We start from the raw sequence: 24,429 nt of genomic DNA, 5'->3' as shown, positions 1-24,429 counted from the left end.
CAATGCCTTTAATAGCGATATTAATTTTAATACGCATTGTGTTGTTGATATGTCAATGATGTTTGATAATTGCACTAATTTTAATAAAGTTCTTAACTTTAACACTATTAATGTTAAAAATATGAATGCTATGTTTTATAACTGCATTAATTTTAATCAAAGCCTTAATTTTGATACCACAAACACTCTTAATATGAGCGAAATGTTTGCAGAATGTAAAAATTTCAATAGTTCATTAGATTTAAATACTGCTAATGTTAATAATATGAGTTATATGTTTTATAACTGCATTAATTTTAATCAAAGCCTTGACTTTAATACCGAGAATGTTTTTAAAATGAATGCTATGTTTTATAATTGTGTAAATTTTAATCAAAGCCTTGACTTTAATACCGAGAATGTTTTTGATATGAGTGAAATGCTTTATAACTGCATTAATTTTAATCAAGAAATCAATCTCAATAGCAAAAAAACGCACAATATGAGCTCAATGTTTTATAATTGTATTAATCTAAATAAGCCAATTAATCTTAAAACTTCAAATGTTATCAATATGAATAGAATGTTTTGTAATTGCTCTAATTTTAATCAAGAACTCACATTTGATACAAAGCTAGTAAAGGATATGTTTTATATGTTTAAAGACTGCGTTAGTCTTAATAAAACTTTTCATTTTAATTTAAATAAAATAGAAAAATTCAACGATAAAAATACTATGAAAATTAATTTAAAAACCTATATAAAAAATATGATTTTAAAAAATTGCCCTGCAATTATTGAAATTCCTAATTCAAATTACACGAATTTAAATCAATCAAATCACAAATAAAAGGAGAATAAATGTCAAAAACAAATGAATTAAAATACAAGCCTAAAAATAAAAAAGAATTAAAGGTTTTAGTAAGTGATGAGAGTATAAATCTAGCTGATATTGATACGAGTTTGATAACTAATATGAGTGAGCTTTTTAAAGATAGTGAGCGAAAAGACTTTAGCGGCATAAATACTTGGGACACTTCTAGGGTAAAAAATATGTGCAGTATGTTTGAAAATTGTAAAAACTTCAATCAAGCTTTAGATTTTGATACTAGAAATGTAACTAATATGAGTGAGATGTTTAAATGGTGTGAGAAATTTAATAAACCTTTAAATTTTAATACTAGTAATGTAACTGATATGAATGGGATGTTTTCTGGATGTGATAATTTTAATCAACCTTTAGATTTTGATACTAGTAATGTAAGTGATATGGGTTGGATGTTTTCTGGATGTGATAATTTTAATCAACCTTTAGATTTTGATACTAGTAATGTAACTGATATGCATGGGATGTTTGCTTGGTGTATAAGCTTTAATCAAGAACTTAAGTTTGATACTAGTAATGTAAGTGATATGGATTGGATGTTTCGTGGATGTGATAATTTTAATCAACCTTTAGATTTTGATACTAGTAATGTAACTCATATGAATGGGATGTTTTTTAATTGTATAAATTTTAATCAAGCTTTAGATTTTGATACTAGTAATGTAACTAATATGAGTGGGATGTTTCGTGGATGTGATAATTTTAATCAAGCTTTAAATTTTGATACTAGTAATGTAACTAATATGAGTGGGATGTTTTCTGGATGTGATAATTTTAATCAACCTTTAGGTTTTAATACTAGAAATGTAACTAATATGAGTGAGATGTTTTCTTTTTGCGAGAATTTTAATCAGCCTTTAGATTTTGATACTAGAAATGTAACTAGTATGAGTAGAATGTTTGATAGATGTAAGAATTTTAATCAGCCTTTAGATTTTGATACTAGAAATGTAACTAGTATGAGTGGGATGTTTGCTTGGTGTATAAGCTTTAATCAAGAGCTTAAGTTTGATACTAGTAAAGTAATCGGTATGAATTGGATGTTTGATAGATGTAAGAATTTTAATCAGCCTTTAGATTTTAATACTAGAAATGTAACTAATATGAGTGAAATGTTTTATGGATGTGGTAGTTTTAACCAGCCTTTAGATTTTAATACTAGAAATGTAACTGATATGAGTGCGATGTTTTCTTTTTGCGAGAATTTTAATCAGCCTTTAGATTTTGATACTAGAAATGTAACTGATATGAGTGCGATGTTTTCTTTTTGCGAGAATTTTAATCAGCCTTTAGATTTTAATACTAGTAATGTAACTGATATGAGTGGGATGTTTAGCGAATGTAAGAATTTCAATCAGACTTTAGATTTTGATACTAGTAATGTAAATAATATGCACCGAATGTTTTTTAATTGTATAAATTTTAATCAAGCTTTAAACTTTGATACTAGCAATGTAACTGATATGAGTGGGATGTTTTGTGGGTGTGAAAGTTTTAATCAAGCAATCAATTTTAACATTTCAAAAGCTAATATTTATGGGCTTATATTTAGATGTTATGCATATAAACAAGAAATTAATTTTGCTAACGATACACTAATAAAAAGCGTTTATAAACCTAAAACAAAAGAAGAATTAAAAGCCTTAGTAGATAATGAGAGTATAAATTTAGGCGAAATTGATACGAGTTTAATAACTGATATGAGTAGATTATTTTATAAATCAAAAAGAAAAAACTTTCAAGGAATAAACACTTGGAATATTACTAATGTAAAGGATATGAGCTATATGTTTTATAAATGTAAAGGCACTTATAAGATTAATTTTGCTATATTTAGCGATGTTGATACTAAATATATGTTTGATCATAGCAACCTTGATGATTACATTATTAGGAATTAAATTCCTAATAAATCCTTATTAAGTCTTGCGGCAAAACCTGTTGCTTTGTGATTTTTATACTCTATTCTTTAAAACTTCTTTTAAAATATTTGCTAAGCATTGTTATTTTAAAATCCCACTAATTAAACAAAATCTAATTTAATAATTTCATCTAAAGTATTAAAAATCATTTTATAAGCTCTAAAACTTGCTTTATTATTTTTGGGTGTAAGGTTTTGTCGCTATGAAAAGGTAAAACCATTCTTAAATTATCTTTATAATATATCTTATGGCTACCTTTTTGTCTATCAAAAATAAAGCCGTTTTCTAAAAGCAATTTTTCACATTCTTTAGCAGTAAGCACTGGTAATTCAGGCATATTTGCCAACTTGCAAAGGAACTATAGAGACAAAAGCATTTAAAAGCTTTAATCTCTCATCATCACTTAAGCTCTCTAAATATAATTCGCTTGCTTCTTTTATGTTTTCTAATGCTTCTTCGTAAGTATCGCCTTGCGAAACGCAGCCTTTTAGAGCAGGAACATAAGCATAATAACCATTCTCATCTTTTTCTATGATTGCATTCATTTTATTCTCCTAATAAATCCTTATTAAGTCTTGCGGCAAAACCTGTTGCTTTGTGATTTTTGTATTCTTTAATGATTTCGCCGTTTTCATCTAGGATAAAACACGAGCGAATAAGCCCTTCGTATTCTTTACCATAATTTTTCTTAATCCCCCAAGCACCAAATAGCTTAGCCACTTCTTTAAATTCATCGCTTAATAAAATCTGATTTAAGCCGTATTCAGCTTTAAATTTCGCTAGTTTTTCACACTTATCAGGGCTAATTCCAATCAGCACATATCCTGCATTAAGCAATTTATCAAAACTCTCACTTAATTCACAATTTTGCTTAGTACAACCTGGAGTGTAAGCTTTTGGATAAAAAAACACTATCACCTTTTTACCGCGAAAATCACTTAGATTAATCGCTACTTCATCTTGATTTAATAAAGTAAATTCCATATTTAATCCTTTAAAACTTCTTTTATAATATTTGCTAAGCATTCTAATTGATTAGGTAAAACGCTCCTTAAATCAATTATTATGCTATCTTTATCATAATTAGCCACTACACCTTTATTTAAAAGTTCGTTTATCTTGCTTTTATTAGCCTTAATTTTTAAAGCATAGCCACTTAGTAATTTTTCAGGCATTGAGCCACCCCCTACTAGGCTTTTGCTCTCTATGATTTCGCCAAAATTTATTAGCTCTTGCAAGGTTTTTGCTTTGTTTAAGACTTGAGATTTTGTATCATTTAATAAAGCTAGGCTTGGTAGATTTGCATAGTCTTTATTTAAATAATTTTTAACAGCTTTTGTAAGTATCAATAAGCTAGTTTTATTTAGCCTAAACATTCTTAAAAGCTGATTTTTGCGTAATTTTTCAATTAGTTCTTTTTTACCTAAAATAATTCCTGCTTGAGTGCTAGAAAATAATTTATCCCCACTAAATGAAACCAAGCTAATACCTTTAGATATTAGGCTTTTTACACTAGGCTCATCCCTTAAACTATCATTTATTAAATCCACATAGCCACTACCTAAATCATAATAAAATATTTTTTCATTTTTACAAGCTAAATCATTTAGGCTAATCGCATCTACTTCTTGACTAAATCCACCGATATAAAAGTTTGATTTATGAGTTTTTAAAATCATTTTTGCATTGTTTAATTCGGCTTCATAATCGCTCATCTTAGTCTTATTAGTAGTCCCTACTTCAATAAGCCTTGCTCCACTTTCACGCATTACATCGCTTACTCTAAATCCCCCGCCAATTTCTACTAGCTCGGCTCTACTTGTAATTACACCTTCGTTTTTACCTAAAGTATTTAATACTAAAAACACAGCAGCAGCGTTATTATTTACCACAAGTGCATCTTCGCAACCAAAAAGCATTTTTAAATAAAATATGAGATTTTCATCTCTTTTACCCCTTGCATTGCTTTCTAAATCAAATTCTAAATTAATATTATTAGTATGAAAAGCCTTTAATTCATCATAATCACTCTCGCTCATTAAAGCACGACCAAGATTTGTATGAAGCACCACACCAGTAGCATTTATCAATGCTCTTGGCTCTTTTAATAGCCTTTTATTAATTCTTTCATTAAGCTCTTTGAGTATCATCTCGTAACTTTGCTCTTTATTAGTAGCTCTTAGTTCATTTATTAATTCTTTAGCCAAAAAGCTAACTAAAAAACTAGGTTTATCATTAAAGGCATTAATTAATTTTGATATTTGTGGTAGCATTTTAAAATCCTTAAATATTTTTTAAAATACTAGCAAGGAAAGGTAAAAATGAAAGAATTTGCATATTTAAAAAAGGCTGATTTTATAGATGATTTAGGCAAAAATATAGCCGTTATAAATAGCCCTACTAATGAGAAATTTCTAATAGCAAATGATAAGGCTTTAAATGCTTTAATCTATGCTCCTGAAATTGATTTTTATATAAAAAACTCAAGTGCTTTTAATAATGAAAAATTAGAAAAATTATATGAAGCAAGAGCTATTAATTATGATTATTCAAGTGAGATTAATTTATATGCGAATATTGATAAAAGAATTTGCATATTATTTGATGATAAAGATTTAAAAAATAAATTAATAGATAATGGTTATAAGGCTGTTTGTGTTAGTGAATTTGAGTTTGTTTATGGTGGGATTGGCTCACTTGTAGTAGTTACTAAAGAAGGCGAATTAGATTGTGATTTAGCTATTTCACAAACAAAACTAAACAATCACGCAGTATTAATAAATCATGAAAATATATTGCAAGATTTAAATTCTTTAACGGGTAAAATTAGCTTTACAAGAAAAATTGAGTTTAATTCAAGTTTATGCCAATTAGACGGGCGTAGGAGTGAGCATTGTGGTTGGTGCGTTGAGGCCTGTCCTAGCGTGGCTTTAAGCACTGATGATAAAAAAATCATAATAAGCGAAATTGATTGTATTAATTGTGCAAAATGCGTAAGTGTATGTCCTACTAATGCACTTGAGTTTTGTGAGTTTAATAAAGATTGCATAAAAGAAATTAGCAAAATCTATGAAAACGAGCAAATAATAATAACTCAAAATTATGATAATGATTTTAATATAAAGCATTTTTTACCATTTAATATACCTTTTGATTTATTGGATGAATTAATACTTTTACATTTAATAAATACAAGTGGTAAAAGCATTGCAATAGTTGGAGATATTAGCGAATTTTTAGCCGAAAAAATCAACTTAGTAAATGATATTTGCAAGGCAATCACAGGAAAAATAGCCATATATGTAAATGCAAATTTAGATGAAATTCCAAATGAATTGATAAAAGAATTTAAATCAAGCGAAAGTAATTTTAGACTAAATAAAAGAGAGCTTTTTGGCTTAAAAATCTCTTCTATGTTAAATAATTTAGATAAAGGCGTAATCACTGCTAAAAATTATGCAAAAATTAGCATAAATGAAAGCACTTGCACCCTTTGTGCTTCTTGTGCTGGGGCTTGTAATACGAATGCAATTTTAGCTGATAGTAAAGAAAACGCTATTAAATTTAACGCATCATTATGCACAAGTTGTGGATATTGCATAAATTCTTGTGCTGAAAAAGATACTATTTTTATACAAAATGATATTTTAGAACTAAATCCGATTAGCTTTACTCATAAAACTTTAGCTAAAGATGAATTGTTTGCTTGTATTGAGTGTGGTAAAGAATTTGCTACTAAAAAATCAATTGATAAAATAGCTGGTATTTTAGGGGCTGCTTTTAGCTCTGATGTTACGAAAAAATACTCGCTTTATTGCTGTGCTGATTGTAAGGCTAAGATAATGATGCTAAAACAAGCTCAAGTTTTTGATGATACAAATAGTTTTTTTGCACCACTTGAAGAAAAATTAAATAAATTTTTGAAAGGTTAAAATGAACGAAGAATTAAATATAACTAGGTCATATTTTTACGAATTTTGTGCTAGAGCAATTAGCTTTATGAATAATGATGATTTTAATACTTTAAGAGAACAAGCTAAGTTTTTTTATGATAATTTAGATGATTTAAAAGATGATTTTAAAGTAATTTTAGATACTGATTATGCAGCTTATAAAGATGAGCAAAATGCTGTTTTTTATGATTTTTCTTATGTAAATGTGCCTACTGATGCTAGTTTTTATGATGAAGGGCGTGATAATGGCAAAATGAGAATAATTGCAACAGGAATTTTAAAAAGAGCTAATTTAATCAAAAACACAAATCTTAGCGATAATGAAGATAGTATGAATTTTTTATTTTATCTAGGTAGCGTTTTATGCAAAAATAATGATGAATTATGTCAGGAGCTATTTTCAAGAATTATTAATGAAGTTGTAGATGAGTTTTGTGAAAAACTACAAACTCATAAAAACTCAAAAATATTTACTCATATTGCAAATATCATATCTTATTTAACACAAATTGAAAGGGCATTTTATAGTGTAAATGCACCTGCTAAAAAAGAATCGGTTGCAGATAAAGCATTGCAAAGAATACCTTATGAACCAAGACTTCCAACCGAGTTTTCAAAAATCAATATGAGTGAGCTAACTAGCTTTAAAGAAAATATAGAATAAGTTTTATAAAGGAATAAAATGAAGATAATGTTTGTATGTTTAGGCAATATTTGTCGCTCTCCTATGGCTGAGTTTATTATGAAAGACTTATGCAAAAATAAAGAATTTAAAATAACAAGTTCAGGAACAGCAGGTTATCACGATGGAGAAGATATGCATATAGGCACGAAAAAACTTTTAAAAAATAAAAATATTGAATGCGATAATTTCGTATCAAAAAAACTCACAAAAAAATTATGCCAAGAATATGATTTAATCCTTACTATGGACGAGAGTAATTATAAAGATGTTTTAAATAATTTTTCTGAGTTTAAAGATAAAGTAAAACCAATATGTTCTTATTGTGATTTAGGATATAAAAATGTGCCTGACCCTTGGTATACAAATAATTTTGATGAAGTTTATATGATTTTAAATAATGCTTGTAAAAACATTTTAAAAGAAATTGAAAATAATAAGATTTAGCTAAAAACTAAATCTTATCTAAATATCTGAAATGTAAAAAACTCTGATTTGTATTCATCATTCATTTTCTCATATTGCGATATAGCTGATTCATAATTTTTTGCTTCGTGATAAAGTAAAGCTAAAGCCAATCTTGATTCAAGATTGCTTGGATTTTTTACACGAGATAGCTCAAGTAAGGCTATAGCTGAATTATTATGCCCTGCTCCAATAGCTGCAACACTAGCTAAAAATAAAATATCAGAATCTTCAATATGATAATCATCAATCAAACTATTATAAATTGCAAAACTCTCTTCAAATTCATTAGCATAAATATCTATATAAGCAAGCGCTTTTAAAGCTCCTATGTCTTCATTAGTTTTTAAATATTGCTTTAATTTTTCTCTTTCTTGTTGTAAAAGACCTGAAATCTGCATTAATTTTACATAGTTATACCCTACTATTTTAGCACCACCAAATAATGAGCGATAATCTAATTTTTTATTAAGAAAATACATTTGAACATCTTTAGCATAGGCTTTTACATCTTTTTTATTATTTTTTAAAGAAAAATATAAAATATTTGCGATTATGTCATTATCACTTAAGTCTATTAAAACTTTTGATTTATCTATCATCTTGTCATAATCATTTTGCATATAAAATCCAAGAATTTCTAAACTAATATTACTAATATTATTTGTATTAGTTTGGTTCAAAAAACCTTGCATATTTACATAATCTTTTTTCTTAATTGAAAGCAATGCTAAATAATAATTTCTATCTTTTTCATCTTCAACATAATTTAAATTATATTGTAAATCTTGCTCTAATTTCGTAGTATCATCATACAATAAATCCGAACAAAATAAAGCATAAATTCCTGCTCTTAAATCCTTAGGGTCTAAATGATAACTAGCTAAAAAGTGCTTTTTTGCTAAATCATATTTGCCTAATAGTGCATATGCTAAACCTAAATCATATTGCAAAATACTATGCTGCGGATAAAGTTTTACTAATTCTTCTAATAATTCACTAGCACTCTTTATATCATAACTAAAAGCATAATTTAAAGCTTTTGTAATTTGTATATTTATCTTTGATAAAGTTTGACTATTTTTAAGATAATTTGAACTTTTATCTAAATCATCTAAGTAAATATTAACATTTGCCTTATTTATCATCTTAGTCGCACTTGTCGCATCAAATACCTTAAAAGGCGAAAAATAAAATATCAAATCATATTTTTGTTGCTTTGAATCTATAAAGGTTTTTTCATAAGTATGTTGAGCGTAATTTATATCAAATATCCTATCATCTATGGTTGTTTTTACATTATAGCTTGACTTAAGCCACTCTAAATCATTTTTCTCTAATTCTTTTAAAAACCTTGAAGCTTCTTGATATTCTGCTAATTTTATATCAACTAAAGCTAAAGCTAATTTTGTCTCTTTTGGTTTTATTCTTTTTTCAAGTGCATTTTTTAAATAAAATCTTGCTTTGTTATATTCAGCATTTCTTGCATAAAGCAATCCTAAAGATAAATTTTTATCATAAGAATCTTGTAAATTAATCTCTCTTATAGAATCAGAACTTTTATTAAATGAGCTTAATATTTTTGCTCTTAAATATCTTGCGTCGTTTTGATAAAGTGGATGGATTTGTTTATTTAATGCTTGTAAAGCTTCAGGATAAAATCCTTTATAAAAATTCACTAAACCTAAATAATAATAATAAAGGCTTGAGTTTTTTTCATTACTTAAATAAGAATATGCTAAATCTATATAATATTTAAATTCTTTATCTTTTTGTAATTTTAAAGCACAAACAGCAGCATTTAAAGCAGCCACCGTGTTATTTTCATTATTTTCTAAAGCCTTTTGAAAACTCTCTAAAGCTCCTTTATAGTTTGCTTGTTTCATTCTTGAAACTCCTAAATTATAATGCGAAAAACTCTCATTATATTTAGCTATATTTTCATATATTTTTAAAGCTTCACTTTTGTTTCCACTCTCGTATAAAGCATTGGCTTTTGCCACCATTAAATCTAATTTTTGGCTTTTAAATTGTTGAATGCTTATTTTTGGCTCTATTAGCTCATTTTGCTCAACTTTAATTTCTTTTGACTTATCTTGAGTAAAAATTAAAAAAAGCAAAACTACTAATAAAATAATAATAAGTAAAGAAAGTCCAGCGATTAAAATTATACTTTTTTTGCTGAACTTACTTTGTTTTACTGGAAGAGTATTTCCTTCTTCAATAACAATTACTTGTTCTTCTGCCATACTTTATCTTACATATATTTTTGTAATACTTCAGGTATTGCTATTGTGCCATCTTCTCTTTGATAATTTTCCATAATAGCTACTAAAGTCCTACCTACTGCAAGGCTTGAACCATTTAGTGTATGAGCTAATTTGTTTTTACCATTTTCATCTTTATATCTTATTTTTGCGCGTCTTGCTTGAAAATCATAGCAATTACTAACAGAGCTAATTTCACGATATTTATTTTGTGCTGGTAGCCACACTTCTAAATCAACGGTTTTTCCTGCACTAAAGCCCAAATCCCCACTACAAAGCATTAAATGTCTATGAGCTAAACCTAAGCTTGTTAATAAATCACTTGCGCAACTAAGCATATCTTCAAATACTTTATCACTATCTTCTTGAGTACTAATGCTTACAAGTTCAACTTTTCCGAATTGGTGTTGGCGGATAATTCCTTTTGTATCACGCCCTGCACTTCCTGCTTCTTTTCTAAAACAAGGTGAATAGCAAGTCATTTTGATAGGCAATTCATTTAAAGCTATAATTTCATCATTATATAGATTTGTTACACTAACTTCACTTGTAGGGATTAAATACAATTCTTCGCCATCAATTTTGAATAAATCATCTTTAAATTTAGGTAATTGTCCTGTGCCAAACATAGTATTAGCATTTACAATATAAGGAGTATTTACAAACTCAAATCCTCTTGAGCGGTTAAAATCTATCATATAATTATATAATGCTCTTTCAAGTCTTGCACCTTCACCGCGTAAAGCTACAAAACGACTTTTAGCAACTTTTACACCACGCTCAAAATCAAGCCAACCAAGTGCCACGCCTAAATCATGATGGTCTTTTGGAGTGAAATTAAATGTTGGTGGAGTTAATACCTTTTTAATCTCTACATTTTCTTCTTCATCATTTCCAATAGGCACACAATCAGCTATTAAATTTGGAATACAAGCTGCAATTTCATTTAATTTAGCTTCACTTACGCTTACTTTTTCGTTTAATTCAGCTATTTTTTTCTTATTTTCATCTAAAGACTTTTTAAGCTCACTTATATCTTCTCCTGATTTTGCTTTAAGTCCCATTTCTTTTGAGAATTTGTTTTGAAAACTTTGAGCGTTTTCTAATTCTATTTTTAACGCTTTTGTATCATTGTAGCTATCTAATAAACTTTTTAAAACTCCATCATCTACTTTTTTTGCTTTTAATTTTTGATTAAAAACTTCATAATTTTCTTCAATTTTTCTTAAATCTATCATAATTTCTCCTTATAAACTTAAAGCTTTATAAACTTGTTGCATTTTATTTTGCGCTAATATACTAGCTTTTTTTGCACCATCGTTTAATATATCAGCAATTTCTTTACCTTGCAATAATCTTTCATACTCACTTCTAGCCTTGTCAAAATACTCCCAAATAACATCACATAAATACAATTTAAAATGTCCGTATCCTTCTCCACCTTTTTCATACCTTGCACGAAGACTTGCTAAATCATTTTCATCTAAAAATAATTCAGCAATTTTATATATATTACAATTTTTCCAATCCTTAGGCTCTTCAATAGGAGTGCTATCGCTTACTATTTTATTTACTTGTTTTTTAAGTTGTTTATAACTTGTGAAAATATCAATAGTATTGCCATAACTTTTACTCATTTTAGCACCATCTGTGCCTACTATTGTTTGAGTATTTTCATCAACTAATGCTTCAGGGATAGTAAATACATTTCCAAATTCATTATTAAATTTAATTGCAATATCTCTTGTAATTTCTAGGTGTTGAATTTGGTCTTTTCCAACAGGAACTAATGGTGCATCAAACAATAAAATATCAGCCGCCATTAAAACAGGATATGAAAATAAGCCGTGATTTGCACTAAGACCTTTTGCTATTTTATCCTTGTATGAATGTGCTCTTTCAAGTAATCCCATAGGAGTAAATTGCGATAGTATCCAATAAAGTTCTAAGACTTCTTTAACATCACTTTGTAAATAAAATATACTTTTATTTGGATTTAATCCTAAAGCTAAAAATGCAGCTGCTGCTTTGTTAATATTATCTTTAAAATTACTAGCTGTTTTTTTATCCTTTAAAATACTTGTCATAGCGTGATAATTTGCAATAAACATTATCATTTCATTATCATTTTGTCTTTTCATCATTGGAGCTATTGCTCCAAAATAATTGCCTATATGCAAATCCCCACTTGGCTGAAGTCCTGTAAAAATTCTCATTTGTTCTCCATATCTTTACTTGTAATTTAAAATTTATGCTTAATATAGAGCAAAAAAATTAATAAAGGAGCTTAAATGCTATATGATTTAGTAGTAATAGGTGCAGGTCCAGCAGGAATTGCAAGTGCTTATGAAGCACATAAAAATGGTTTAAAAAATGTTTTATTAATAGAAAAAGCAGTAGAGAATTGTCAAACTTTTAGAACTTATTATAAAGATGGAAAAAGAGTTGATAAAGTTTATAATAAAATTGATATTCCAAACTTAGGAAATATACCTTTTGAAGATGGAACAAAAGAAAGCTCATTAGAATTATTTACAAGCCTTTGCGATGGTTCTTTTGAAGTAATGTTTTCAAATGAAGTTGAGAAAATCAAGCAAGTTGATGGAAATTTAGTTGTATATTCAAGTAAAGGCGAATTTAAAACAAAAAATGCAGTAATTTCAATAGGTAGAATGGGAAAACCAAATAAACCAAGTTATAAACTACCTTCAAAATTAAGTAAAGTTATCAATTTTAACGCAAACGACGCTAAAGAAAATGAAAAAATCTTAGTAGTTGGTGGTGGTAATAGTGCTGTTGAATACGCTGTTGATTTAAGTAAAAAAGCAAATGTTACATTATGCTATAGAAGAGCTGAATTTAGTAGAATTAATGAAATAAATCATAAAAATGTATATGAAGCAAAACTTACTTTAAAATTAGCAACTGATATTAGCGAAGTAAATGAAGTAGATAACAAACCTGAAGTTACTTATACTAATGGTGAAAAAGAGATTTTTGATAGGATAATTTATGGAATTGGTGGCTCTACTCCAGTTGATTTTCTAACAAATAGTGGAATAGAAATTGATGATAAAGGCGTTCCTACTTTTGATACAAATATGCAAAGTAATGTTAAAAATATTTTCGTAGCAGGAGATATTGCTAGTAAAAATGGAGAAAGCATAATAACTGCTTTAAATCACGCTAAAAAAATTGCTGATTATATTATTAAGGGTTAAGCTTGGCTAAGAAGAATTTAACACTATATAGCTTAGGTGCTTGTGCTGTTATTTTAGGTGGAATTTATTTTGTAATTCCATCTAAAGACACAAAAACAAACCAAACACCAATAAAACCACAAGTAAAAATAGAGCAAAAACAACAAACAAAACAAGTGCAATTGCCAAAACTTGAAGAACAAAACTATAAGATATTAAATGATAGAATTGTAAAGCTTACAAAGCAAATAGAAAGCTTAAAAAATAGCAATACCAAAGCCAATGAAATAGAAAATCTATATCAAGAAATTGAAAAATTAAAAATACAAAACGAACAATTAGAAACTAAGAATAATGAATTAGTTCATCGTTTAAATAACGAAAGTTTATTAGTAAATGAAAATAGCAAAAACTCATATCAGCAAATGATAGATAAGCTAAATGAAGATTTAGCAAATTATAAAAGCGAAAACGATAGTTTAAAATTAAGCTTAAATGATAAAGAAAACGCTGTTAAAAATCTAAATTCTTTACTAGGAACTCTTAGTAATCAAAAACAAATGGACGAATTTGAACACGATAATTTAGCAAGAAAATTGCAAGATGAATTAGATAAAGCAAATGCAAAAATCATAGCAAATCAAAAAAATTACACAGATGTGGTTAAAGAAAATGATATTTTAAAACAAAGAGTAAAAAATCTAGGGAATTTAGAAAGTGTAAATGCTGAATTAAGTAAAGTAAATAATGAACTTAACTTAAAAAATCTTGAATTAAGTAAAGAAATAAAAGCAGCAAGCAAGCTAAATGATGAATTAAAAAGTAATAATAATTCTGATTTTGTAAAGCTTAATTTGGATAATAAAAATCTCCAAGCAAAATTAGATGATGCCAAAACTTCAATATTAAAACTAAATCAAGTTAAAAATGATTTGGAACAAAAATTAGATAATTTAAAAAATATTGAAAAACAAAGAGATGAATTAAAAAATGAAGTTTTTCAAGCAAAACTAGAACTTGAAAAATCTAAAAACGAACAAACTAAAGTGATTAAGGATTTAAGTGATAAAAGCCAAAATTCACTTGATAATCTTACAAAAGAGCTAAATAAAGTTAATGAATCTAATGCTAAATTACAAGATAAAAATACAAAAAATGAAATAGCATTAAAAGATATGCAACTAAAAAATAAAGAACTAGAATTAGACTCAAAGAAAAAAGAAAAAGATTTAAGTGAAACAATAGCAAAACTTCAAAAAATTGATGAGCAATTAAAAGCAAGTAGTGCAAATAATATGGATTTAAAAACAAAATTAGATAATTTACAAAAAGAAAAAATAGAATTAACCACGCAATTAAATAAAATTAATAATGAGTTTTTAAACTATAAAAACGATAGCTTAAGTAACAAACAAAACGATGTTAAAGACTTAAATAATAAGCTTTACGAAAGTTCAAAAGCTTATGATGAGCTAAATGTAAAATATATTGCTTTAAAAGAAGAATATGCGGCTAAAGAACTAGATAATAATAAAGCAAAACAAGAAAACAAAACACTTTTAGATGAGATTGAACAACTAAAATTAACTATTAGTAAGGATACAAATTCTGAAAGAGTTTTAGCCTTAGAAGAAGAAAAAGATAAGCTATTAAAACAACTAAATGAAATAAATATCAAAACTTTAAATAACTATAATCAAGAAAATAGCGAACTAATAGCAAAAAAAGAAAAAATTCAAGAATTAGAAAAAAAACTTGAATTAGCTCAAAAAGGAAGTTCGTTAAATACAAATAGTTTAAAACTACAAGATACTTTTGTTTGTGATGATATAAAATCAGGAGTAATTGGACTTAGTAAAACTTGCTCGCTTGAACTTGATAAATTCTTAGCAAAATATAATCAAAATTATTTATATGAGATAACTCCTATAATTGATGATAGTGGCTTTAAGAGTTTAAGTGCTATTGATGGAGTTCATATGGCTAGCAAAGAAGTGCAAAGATTAACTCGCTTAGCTAATTTTGGATTATCAAAAGATAGAACAAAAAGTGCTGCAAGTTATATAAAATCAAAAATTCCTAATGCACTAATTAGCTCAAGTTTAGAGCCTGAATACTCAAAAGACAATAAAAAAGGCTTTATTTTAAGAGTTTATAAATGATAATTTATCAATATAAAAACGGCTATCGCTACAATAGTGATAGCATAATTTTATATGATTTTATAAATAAAGATAAGCTTAAAGGAATAGGACTTGATATTGGTGCTGGGAGTGGAATTTTAAGCCTATTATTAAGCGAAAATAAAAATATAAAAATAGATGCAATTGATATTCAAGAAGAAAATGTAAAACTATGCAAAAAAAATTATGAAAAAAATAATCTTGATTATAAAGTAATTTTAGGTGATATTAAAGATTATAAAGTTTATAATTATTATGATTTTATAATCTCTAATCCACCATTTTATTCTAAAATGCAAGCACAAAATAAGCATTTAAATATTTCAAGACATATTGATTTTTTGCCACTTGAAATATTGCTAAAAAGTGCTGATAAATTATTAAAACCAAAAGGTTTTTTATATTTTTGTTATGATGCTAAAAAAATTGATTTAATATTTGAAACCTTAAAAAATACGAATTTAAAATGCGAAATAATAAGATTTATTCACACAAAAGCAGAAAAACCATCAAATTTAGTATTAATTAAAGCAAGAAAATTAAGCAAAAGCGATGTGCTGATTTTGCCACCTTTAATATGTAACGATAGTAATGGCACAACAAAAGAATTTAATTCAATTTATCAAAATATCAAGGTTCAAAGTTATGATTTACAATAAAGATTACTCATATTCATTTGATGAGAGTAAATGCAGTGAGTGTGGCGGTAAGTGTTGCACGGGTGAGAGTGGTTATATATTTTTAACTAGCGATGAAATTATCCAACTAGCTAAGATAAAAAATACAACTTTTAATGATTTTGTTAATAAATATTGCATTAAAGTAGGCGTTAGGTTTAGCCTAATTGAAAAACCATATAACAATGGTTTTGCTTGTATATTTTTTGATGAAATTAATAAAAATTGTGGAGTATATGAAGCAAGACCTATGCAATGTAGAACATTTCCGTTTTGGGAATATTTTAAAAATAACCTAAAGGAGCTTAAAAAAGAATGTATTGGAGTAAATTAATACTAATCTTATTAGCTAGTATTACTTTTGCTGATAGTATTGATGATTTGCGTTTAAATGCAATGTTAAACGAAAATAATAATGCTAAATTATCTAGCGAATCATATTTAAAATTATATGATGAAACAAAATTAAAAGCTTATTTAGAAAATGGAATAAAACAAGGTTTTATTGCTAATTTAAATATGGATAAAGCAGTAAATACTTTAAGAGATATTGATAAAGATAATAATTTAATCAAAAAACTAGACATTGTTAAATTAGTAGAACAAAAAAATTATAAACAAGCAAAAAAAGAATATTACAAATTCATATCAAAAAACGAAGATTTTACACTAGCTAATGCTATGAGTAAGGAGCTGTTTAATCAAGGATTAAAAAAAGAAGCCTTACAAATATCTAAAGATTATTATAAAAAATATAGCAATTTATACTCATTATATTTATATATTGAAATGCTTATGGCTAACGAAAAATATAAAGATGTAGTAAAACTAACAGAAGAATTTAATAAAACCGCAGAAGAAAATAATAAAGTAGATACAGAATTAGCTCCTTTTTTATTAATGCGTTTAAATGCTTTAAAAGCTCTTAATATGTGGGAGAAAACGATTAGATTAGACCCTAAAGGCTATTCAGAACAAATATTAAAATTATTTAAAGAAAAAGATTATAAAAATATCAAAGAATATACTAAATTAGTGCCTATAAATCCTGATTATTCATTGTTTTTGTTGTATAGATTAGAAGCGCTTTATGAACTTAATAATTCTTCAGATATTAATGAGATTTTTAGATTAGGAATGAAGCTTTATGAATTTACAAATAATAAAGATATTTTATACACAATAACTAAGAAATTATTGGAATTTAACAAGAAAAAAGAACTTTATGAAATAGCTAATTTAGATGATGAATTAGCTTATAAAGTATATTTTAATTTAAAAGAATATAAAAAACTTAGTGAATTTTTATATCAAAAAGCAATTAAAGAAAATAATAATAGTTATTTAATAGAATCATATATATACGAAATGCTAGATAATCCTAAAGAATTTGATTATTTCAAATTAGATGAATTAGTAGCTAAAGGTGGCGTTGCTCCTAATATGCTAAATATATATGCTTATACAATAATTGATGAAAAAATTGATATTGCAAAAGGTATAAAACTAATACAAAAAGCTTTAGAACAAGAACCTGATAATGCTTATTTTCTTGATACTTTAGCTTGGGGATATTATTTAATAAATGATTGCAAAAACGCACAAGAAACTATGCAAAAAGTATTACAAAACGAAGATGTTTTAAATGAAGATGAAATAAAACTACATAATCAAAGGATAAATAAATGCAAGAATTAAGCAAAGAAATTCTAATAAAAAGCCTTGGATTTAATCTGTTTTATCCAAGAGATTTAAGTGAATTTAAAAATGAAATAATTAAATTTAGCTATGACTTAAATGATTTAAATGATGCTTTTATTACCAGTGATTTTGATGAGCTAGGTTATGCTAGGCGTTATGTTAAAAAACATTTATTTTATTATTCAAAAAACTTAAGCGAAGATGAATTAATCAAAGCTAGTATTTACGGAGCTGATGGGATTATTTTGGATAAAATTGCTAATAATGATTTATTAAATCTTGCAAAAAATTGTGGTTTTAGCTTAGGATTTTTAGCTAAAAATAATATAGATTTATTTAAAGCTACCATAAAACAATTTGATATTTTTATTGCTAACGATAAATTATTAAAAAATGTTCCAAATACTAAATATAAAGGAATTCTTAATGCAACACCTAAAAGCACCTTGGCGTGATAAATATTTTAAAGAAGATAGAAGTTTATGTCCTTTTTGCGAAGATAGTGAAGTGCTAGTTTATGAAGATGAGTTATGTAGGGTTTTAATGAATAAATATCCTTATTCTCCAGGACATATTCTAATAACTCCTAGAAAGCATGTTGAGTTTTTAAACGATTTAGATGAGATAATTTGGCTTAGAATGGCAAAAATAGCTAGATTTGCTGAAAATATTATGAGAACAACCTTGCACGCACAAGGAGTAAATATCGGACTTAATTTAGGCGATGCAGCAGGTGCTGGTATAGCAAAACACTTGCATTTACATGTCTTACCAAGATGGCATAAGGATACTAATTTTATAACCACTATTTGTGATACTAGAGTTATAGGGACTAGCCTAGATGAATTATATTTAAAGATAAAAGAGAGCTTTAAAAACTACAATGCAGCTAATTAGTGCTAAAGAATTTTTAAATATTAATAAAAATATTTTAATAGACGCAAGAAGTCCAAATGAATACAAAAAAGCACATTTAAAAAAAGCCTTAAACTTTTTTGCTTTAAATAACGAAGAGCATAAATTAGTAGGGACAAAATATGCTACTAATAAATTTAACGCAAAGTTATTAGGAGCTAGTTTTATTTGTAAAAACACAAGCATTCATCTTAAAAAAATACAAAATATAGCAAATCCACATAAAGATGAAATATATATTTATTGTGCTAGGGGCGGTCAGCGAAGTGGCGCGATAGGTCATATTTTAAGTGAGATTGGATTTAAAGTCTATAAATGCGAAGGTGGTTTTAAAGAACTTAGAAACGAGATGATTTCATATCTTAATAGCTATCAAAATCCTAATTTTGTAAGCCTAGCAGGAAATACAGCTTGTGGTAAAACAAGGCTTTTAAAATTACTTGATAATAAAATAGATTTAGAAAAATTAGCCCATCATTTCGGCTCAACTTTTGGCTCTCGTGGGTTTTTACAACCTAGCCAACAACAATTTGATATAAATCTAATAAATGAATTAAAAGTATTAAAAGATGCAAAAGTATTCATAGAAGCAGAGAGCAAAAACATAGGAACTATAACTTTATTTAATAATTTTTACGAGCAAATGAATAGCGGTATTAAGGTGTTTTGCGAAGCTAGTTTGGATATTAGAGTGCAAAATTGTGTGAATGATTATCAAAACATTAGCTCGGAGTTTTTTTATTTTTGTCTTGAGAGATTAAAGCCTTATTTAGGAAATGCCTTAGTTTATGAGCTAAGCACTGCTTATAATAATAAGGATTTAAAAAGTGTAGCAAAAATACTTTTAGTCAATTATTATGATAAGGTCTATAAAAAACCTAAGGAATTTGATTTATTATTAAATCTTGATGATTTAGAAAAAGCTAAAAATGAGTTAATGAAATTGTAATTTTATAATCTAAAGGATTTTTATGGATAATGTAAGCTCAAGCATATTAACTTTTGATAAATTAACCGAACGAAATCTTAGCATACCTGATTATCAACGCCCTTATGTATGGGAATTAAAACAAATAAAAATGCTTTTAAAAGATATTGAAAATAGTGAAAGTGGAGCTTTGCTTGGCTCTATTATTTTACACGAAATCAAGCGAGATGATAAAACAATTTATGAAGTAATAGACGGACAGCAAAGACTAACTACGATTAAGCTTATTCTGATGGTGTTAAGTGAATATAAAATTGTTATGGAAAATCACAATGGATATAGTAACTACCTAAGTAATGTAAGCTTTTTTCATAAAATTTCTCAAGATAATATCAAGACTAATTACGAGTATATTAAAAACTATTTGAGTAATAAAGATAAGGCTAAAGATTTTTTAGAAAATCTAGAAAAAACTCAATTTATAATAGTAGCTACAACAAAAGCCGATGATGCTTTTATCTTTTTTGACAATACCAACTCAAAAGGCAAAAAGCTAGAAAACTATGATTTAATAAAAGCTTTTCATTTACAAGCCATGCAAGAGCATCATAAAGATTTGCAAAATGCTAATGCTAGATATTTTGAGAGCGTTATAAATGCCGATAAAGATAATATCAATAAATTTTTAAATCAAATACTAAATTTTACTAGGAAAATCATCAAACAAGAGCACGAAAGAACCAAGTGGTGGAGTGATGATTTGATATTTGATGAGTTTTGTAAAGAAAATTTATCAGGGCCAAGTTCGTGTGATTATGGAATTATTAGCGATTTTGCAAATGGGGTTGAGTTTTTTGAATATTTTAGAAAATTTTATGAAATGATAAAAATCATAAAGCAAGCAGATTTTTATCAAAAGTTAAATCACTTAGATGGGACAGGATATTTGCAAAACGCATTATGTATGTGTATGGTGGTGTTTATGGATAGGTTTAAAAGTGGTAATTTTAACAAGATGATAAGATTTACTACAAGGATTATTTATATAAATAGACTTATCTATAAAAGTGTGCGATGGGAAAGCACGATGGGTAGTAGTGAAAAAATCATAAAAACTATATTCTTAAATAATTATGAGAGCAAGATTTATGAAAGTCTTGATGAGATAGCTAGGGAGTGTTATGCGTATGAGCAAGAAAAGATCGCAGAAAATCCAATCGATGGTGGAAAGCGTAAAGACTATAAAGAGCTATGTAAAGATTATTTAAATGAAGAATTTAAAAAATATGGGGTTTTAGGTCATTATGTAGGATAATAAAATGAAACAATATAAAGAAACAACTTCGCAGATTTGTAGTTTAGGTGAAATTTTATCAAATAATGAATTTAATAAAATATTTATAATTCCGCCTTATCAAAGGCTTTATGCTTGGAAAGATGAGCAAATAAAAGCTCTTTTAGATGATTTTAAGAATTGTATGAATGATAATAACAAATCTCATTTTATAGGAAATGTTGTGGTGGCTAACAACGAAGATAATTTTGAGCTTGTAGATGGTCAGCAAAGGCTTAGCACGATATTTTTCTTATGTGTGTATATGTGCTTTAAAAATAACAAAATGCAAGAAGCAAAAGGAGATTTTGAAAAAGCTTATAAATTTGCTTTTGTTCAAAAAGGTAAAGAAGAAAAATGCAGAATTCATATGCCTATTAGAGAAGATGATGAAAATGCTATTTGGGATTATGATTTTGAAAAAACAAATGCAAATATTAAATTAGCTTTTGATTATTTTGATGAGTATTTTGAAGACAATGAGCTAAAAAGCTTTTGTAATTTTATCTTTACTAATGTTAAGCTTAATCTAGTGATTTTAGGCGATCAAGTCGAGATAAATAAATACTTCGTAAGGATGAATAATACAGGCGTTCAGCTTGATGGCACAGATATTTTAAAGGCAAGGTTATTAAAACTAATAAGTGATAATGATAACAGCCAAGTTACAGAATACGCTAGGATATTTGATGAATGTTCGCAGATGAATTATTTTTCTGATTTTTCTAAAAATTATGAGAATACAAGTGGGGAAGCTCCAACTATTAACAATATAATTGATAATGCAAAAAAAATACAAAATTATTCAAATAATGATAATAACCGAGCAGAATTTGAGAGTATAATTGATTTTCCTACCTTTGTTTTGCATGTTTTTAAGATTTTATCAAGGCAAGAATTAAAAGAAGAACCTAGTAAAAAGATTTTCAAAGAAGGAACACAAATATTAATAAAAAAAGACAAATTCCTTGAAAACACTTGGGATAAATTAAATGTTAATTTGGAAGCAGAACAAGCAAAAATAATCATAAAAGCTTTAAAAGATTATAGAATCATCTTTGATGCATTTGTGATAAAGAAAAAATTAGAAGATGGCGATAAGGCTTATTATAAATTTAACAATATAAAAGATGAAGAATTAAATAAAGATGAGAATTTCAAAAATAATTTAAAGGCTTTAGAAACTATTCAAAACTATCTAAGAGTAGCAAGGCGTGGGGATAATATCAACTACCACCACTTTTTAACACATTATTTAGAATTTTGTAAAAATAAAATCATAGAAGAGCAAAAAGAAATAACTAATGAAAATTGTTTGGAAATATTAAAAAACAATGCTGACAAACTTAAAGACTACCTAAAAAATATTGATGACTTTTTGGCAATCAAACAATTTAATATGGCAAATGATACTTTAAACAATAAACCAAATTTAATTGATGAAATTAATGCAATAAATTTTGGCGATACAATTTCAATAAAAGATGATTTAAGTAATATAAATGAAGATAAATTTAGTTTTTTAAACTATAACAATCGTGGAAATTATAAAGTAAATCTTACTTACTGGTTTCATCGTTTGGAATATTATTTGTTAATCAATAAGGATGAAGATAATAATGAATATTCAAACTATCAAAAAAATTATCGTTTTAGATATATTAATTCAATAGAGCACATTCACGCTCAAAATATCGCTTACGGTGATGGATTTAAAGATGAAATTTTGCATAGTTTTGGTAATTTAGCATTAATTAGCTCTAGTGAAAATTCAAGCTTAAGTAACAATTCTTTTATAGCCAAAAAAGACTGGTTTAAAAATAATGATATTATGAGCCTTAAGCTTTTTAAGGTATTTGAAAATGACAATTGGGATGAAGAAAAGGTAATAGCCCACCAAGATGCAATGCTAAAAGTCTTACAAAAATCATTTGAAAATACATAAAATAAATTCAAATACACGAGATGAATTTGTTTCGTGTATCTTTAATCTAAATTAAATAATTTTGCGAGAGTGAAGTTCTTAAACCAAATATAAAATTAAAATGAAATTCCTAATTAAAATTCTAAAAAAAATTTTTTAGAAAAATCACATATGGACATAATCAGGCACTTGATTATGATACAATCGCTAAAATCAAAGAAGTAAAAATGTTAAAATTAATAGAAAAGATATATGGTGATAAAATAACTTTAGCATATAGCGAAGAAGGTTTATTTATAGAAGAAGGCGTTGTTTTAAAGATTATTTATAATATATTATTAAAAGATGTCAAAGGCTGTGGTATTCACGAATATACCTTTTTTCAACTTTCTCAAATGTTAGAAAATATTAAATGCGGAGTATTGAAAGCATATGATAATTACGATGCAATAAATGTAGAAAATGGTTGTATTATATATACAAATTTACCGCAAGACTGCAACTTTTATGAATATGTTGAAACGATGAATAATATATACAATAGACTAGAAGAAGGTGTAGTGTTTTTTGACCAAAACATAGAAGATGAGTTTAAAATATTTGTCTTAAGCCCTACAAAGCCTTTAGTTCAAAGTAAAATTTCAAATAAAAACAATCTAAAACCAACTACAAAAGAAGAATTAAAAGAGCTAGTAAATGATGAAAGCATTTATCTAGGTGATATTGATACAAGTTTAATTACCGATATGAGTTGGCTTTTTTATGATTGTAAGCGAAGTGATTTTAGTGGGATTAACGAGTGGGACACTAGCAAAGTGCTTAATATGAGTGGGATGTTTGCTCATTGTTATTATTTTAATGAAGAGCTTAGTTTTGATACTTCTAATGTAGTTGATATGAGTTTTATGTTTGCTGATAGTAATTTTAACAATAAACTTTCATTTAATACAAGTAATGTAAAGGATATGAAATTTATGTTTTTTATATGTGATTTTAATCAAAAACTTGATTTTGATACTTCTAATGTAAAAGATATGAGAGGTATGTTTGCAGGTTGCTTAGATTTTAATCAATTACTTAAGTTTAACACAAGCAATGTAGAAGACATGAGTGTTATGTTTTCTTGTTGTGAAAAGTTTAATCAAAAACTTGCATTTGATACTTCTAATGTAAAAGATATGAATGCAATGTTTGCATATTGTTTTAATTTTAATCAAGAGCTTGAATTTGATACAAAAAATGTAGAAAATATGGAAAATATGTTTTATTATTGTAAAAGTTTTAATCAAAAGATCGAATTTGATACTTCTAATGTAAAAGATATTGTAGATATGTTTAAAGAGTGTAAGAGCTTAGAGAAACTACCTAGATTTTACACAGATTACTTAGAAAATAAATGTGAATAGAATATAAA

23 protein-coding genes are annotated in these 24,429 nt (G+C 26.7%); 16 read left to right on the top strand and 7 right to left on the bottom strand.

Annotation, left to right across the window (positions count from 1 at the left end; genetic code table 11):
• Both AVBRAN12642_RS02980 and AVBRAN12642_RS02975 read left to right on the top strand, forming a co-directional pair.
• Window positions 1-829 (top strand): BspA family leucine-rich repeat surface protein (locus tag AVBRAN12642_RS02980; RefSeq protein WP_336607923.1); only part of this gene is annotated, 829 nt, incomplete at its 5' end.
• 11 nt (window positions 830-840) lie between these two features.
• Window positions 841-2,766: a BspA family leucine-rich repeat surface protein gene (locus tag AVBRAN12642_RS02975; RefSeq protein WP_336606922.1), complete on the top strand. Its 1,926-nt coding sequence runs from the start codon at window positions 841-843 to the stop codon at window positions 2,764-2,766.
• Between the two features lie 166 nt (window positions 2,767-2,932).
• Here AVBRAN12642_RS02975 and AVBRAN12642_RS02970 read toward each other — a convergent pair whose 3' ends face one another.
• From AVBRAN12642_RS02970 to selA, 4 genes are read right to left on the bottom strand one after another with little or no spacing between them, the layout of a single operon-like run.
• Window positions 2,933-3,124: a type II toxin-antitoxin system HicA family toxin gene (locus tag AVBRAN12642_RS02970; protein ID WP_336606921.1), complete on the bottom strand. Its 192-nt coding sequence runs from the start codon at window positions 3,122-3,124 to the stop codon at window positions 2,933-2,935.
• Complete coding sequence (locus AVBRAN12642_RS02965) at window positions 3,117-3,332, bottom strand: type II toxin-antitoxin system HicB family antitoxin (RefSeq protein ID WP_214149745.1); 216 nt, start codon at window positions 3,330-3,332, stop codon at window positions 3,117-3,119. Before AVBRAN12642_RS02965 ends, AVBRAN12642_RS02970 begins: the two co-directional genes overlap by 8 nt.
• Before the next feature lies 1 nt (window position 3,333).
• Window positions 3,334-3,771, bottom strand: a complete 438-nt coding sequence (gene bcp, locus AVBRAN12642_RS02960; RefSeq protein ID WP_214120049.1) for a thioredoxin-dependent thiol peroxidase — start codon at window positions 3,769-3,771, stop codon at window positions 3,334-3,336.
• Between the two features lie 2 nt (window positions 3,772-3,773).
• Entirely contained in the window at window positions 3,774-5,060 is a 1,287-nt protein-coding gene (gene selA / locus AVBRAN12642_RS02955; protein ID WP_336607922.1) for an L-seryl-tRNA(Sec) selenium transferase, read from the bottom strand.
• Between the two features lie 48 nt (window positions 5,061-5,108).
• Between selA and AVBRAN12642_RS02950 the strand changes: the two genes are divergently transcribed.
• Genes AVBRAN12642_RS02950 through AVBRAN12642_RS02940 form a run of 3 tightly spaced genes read left to right on the top strand, consistent with a single transcriptional unit; the run spans window position 5,109 to window position 7,869 of the window.
• The gene (locus tag AVBRAN12642_RS02950) at window positions 5,109-6,719 is read left to right on the top strand and encodes a 4Fe-4S binding protein (RefSeq protein ID WP_336606919.1); all 1,611 of its coding nucleotides are present in this window, start codon (window positions 5,109-5,111) and stop codon (window positions 6,717-6,719) included.
• 1 nt (window position 6,720) lies between these two features.
• Window positions 6,721-7,404, top strand: a complete 684-nt coding sequence (locus AVBRAN12642_RS02945) for a hypothetical protein (protein ID WP_336607921.1) — start codon at window positions 6,721-6,723, stop codon at window positions 7,402-7,404.
• Between the two features lie 18 nt (window positions 7,405-7,422).
• Window positions 7,423-7,869, top strand: coding sequence for a low molecular weight protein-tyrosine-phosphatase (locus AVBRAN12642_RS02940; protein ID WP_214116701.1), 447 nt, complete (start codon window positions 7,423-7,425; stop codon window positions 7,867-7,869).
• Window positions 7,870-7,883: 14 nt separating this feature from the next.
• On the opposite strand, the gene AVBRAN12642_RS02935 is transcribed toward AVBRAN12642_RS02940, so the two are convergent.
• The 3 genes from AVBRAN12642_RS02935 to trpS are packed head-to-tail and all read right to left on the bottom strand — an operon-like array spanning window position 7,884 to window position 12,370.
• The gene (locus AVBRAN12642_RS02935; RefSeq protein WP_214120054.1) at window positions 7,884-10,136 is read right to left on the bottom strand and encodes a tetratricopeptide repeat protein; all 2,253 of its coding nucleotides are present in this window, start codon (window positions 10,134-10,136) and stop codon (window positions 7,884-7,886) included.
• Between the two features lie 8 nt (window positions 10,137-10,144).
• Window positions 10,145-11,392, bottom strand: a complete 1,248-nt coding sequence (serS, locus tag AVBRAN12642_RS02930; RefSeq protein ID WP_214120055.1) for a serine--tRNA ligase — start codon at window positions 11,390-11,392, stop codon at window positions 10,145-10,147.
• A 9-nt stretch (window positions 11,393-11,401) separates the two neighbouring features.
• Window positions 11,402-12,370 (bottom strand): tryptophan--tRNA ligase, encoded by a 969-nt coding sequence (gene trpS / locus AVBRAN12642_RS02925; RefSeq protein WP_214116695.1) that lies wholly within the window; start codon window positions 12,368-12,370, stop codon window positions 11,402-11,404.
• Between the two features lie 75 nt (window positions 12,371-12,445).
• On the opposite strand from trpS, the gene AVBRAN12642_RS02920 reads away from it, so the two are divergent.
• The 11 genes from AVBRAN12642_RS02920 (at window position 12,446) to AVBRAN12642_RS02870 (ending at window position 24,421) form a co-directional block, all read left to right on the top strand.
• Window positions 12,446-13,375, top strand: coding sequence for an NAD(P)-binding domain-containing protein (locus tag AVBRAN12642_RS02920; RefSeq protein WP_336607920.1), 930 nt, complete (start codon window positions 12,446-12,448; stop codon window positions 13,373-13,375).
• A 2-nt stretch (window positions 13,376-13,377) separates the two neighbouring features.
• Window positions 13,378-15,516 (top strand): hypothetical protein, encoded by a 2,139-nt coding sequence (locus AVBRAN12642_RS02915; RefSeq protein ID WP_214116691.1) that lies wholly within the window; start codon window positions 13,378-13,380, stop codon window positions 15,514-15,516.
• Entirely contained in the window at window positions 15,513-16,196 is a 684-nt protein-coding gene (locus tag AVBRAN12642_RS02910) for a tRNA1(Val) (adenine(37)-N6)-methyltransferase (RefSeq protein ID WP_214120057.1), read from the top strand. The genes AVBRAN12642_RS02915 and AVBRAN12642_RS02910 overlap by 4 nt, the downstream gene beginning before the upstream one ends.
• Complete coding sequence (locus tag AVBRAN12642_RS02905) at window positions 16,183-16,548, top strand: YkgJ family cysteine cluster protein (RefSeq protein WP_214116687.1); 366 nt, start codon at window positions 16,183-16,185, stop codon at window positions 16,546-16,548. The genes AVBRAN12642_RS02910 and AVBRAN12642_RS02905 overlap by 14 nt, the downstream gene beginning before the upstream one ends.
• Complete coding sequence (locus AVBRAN12642_RS02900) at window positions 16,530-17,912, top strand: hypothetical protein (RefSeq protein WP_336607919.1); 1,383 nt, start codon at window positions 16,530-16,532, stop codon at window positions 17,910-17,912. Before AVBRAN12642_RS02905 ends, AVBRAN12642_RS02900 begins: the two co-directional genes overlap by 19 nt.
• Entirely contained in the window at window positions 17,900-18,370 is a 471-nt protein-coding gene (locus AVBRAN12642_RS02895) for a hypothetical protein (protein ID WP_336606913.1), read from the top strand. Before AVBRAN12642_RS02900 ends, AVBRAN12642_RS02895 begins: the two co-directional genes overlap by 13 nt.
• A complete protein-coding gene (locus tag AVBRAN12642_RS02890) occupies window positions 18,342-18,812 on the top strand; it encodes an HIT family protein (protein ID WP_336606912.1) in 471 nt (156 codons plus the stop codon). Before AVBRAN12642_RS02895 ends, AVBRAN12642_RS02890 begins: the two co-directional genes overlap by 29 nt.
• Window positions 18,799-19,779: a tRNA 2-selenouridine(34) synthase MnmH gene (gene mnmH, locus AVBRAN12642_RS02885; protein WP_336606911.1), complete on the top strand. Its 981-nt coding sequence runs from the start codon at window positions 18,799-18,801 to the stop codon at window positions 19,777-19,779. Before AVBRAN12642_RS02890 ends, mnmH begins: the two co-directional genes overlap by 14 nt.
• A 22-nt stretch (window positions 19,780-19,801) precedes the next feature.
• Complete coding sequence (locus tag AVBRAN12642_RS02880) at window positions 19,802-21,073, top strand: DUF262 domain-containing protein (protein ID WP_336606910.1); 1,272 nt, start codon at window positions 19,802-19,804, stop codon at window positions 21,071-21,073.
• Between the two features lie 4 nt (window positions 21,074-21,077).
• The gene (locus AVBRAN12642_RS02875; RefSeq protein WP_336607918.1) at window positions 21,078-23,036 is read left to right on the top strand and encodes a DUF262 domain-containing protein; all 1,959 of its coding nucleotides are present in this window, start codon (window positions 21,078-21,080) and stop codon (window positions 23,034-23,036) included.
• A gap of 206 nt (window positions 23,037-23,242) precedes the next feature.
• Window positions 23,243-24,421, top strand: a complete 1,179-nt coding sequence (locus tag AVBRAN12642_RS02870) for a BspA family leucine-rich repeat surface protein (RefSeq protein WP_336606908.1) — start codon at window positions 23,243-23,245, stop codon at window positions 24,419-24,421.
• Window positions 24,422-24,429 lie beyond the last annotated feature (8 nt).

The organism is Campylobacter sp. RM12642, from assembly GCF_020137635.1.
GTDB lineage: Bacteria > Campylobacterota > Campylobacteria > Campylobacterales > Campylobacteraceae > Campylobacter_E.
Note: the sequence above shows the minus strand (reverse complement) of the source record. Positions and strands in the feature narration are given on the sequence as shown.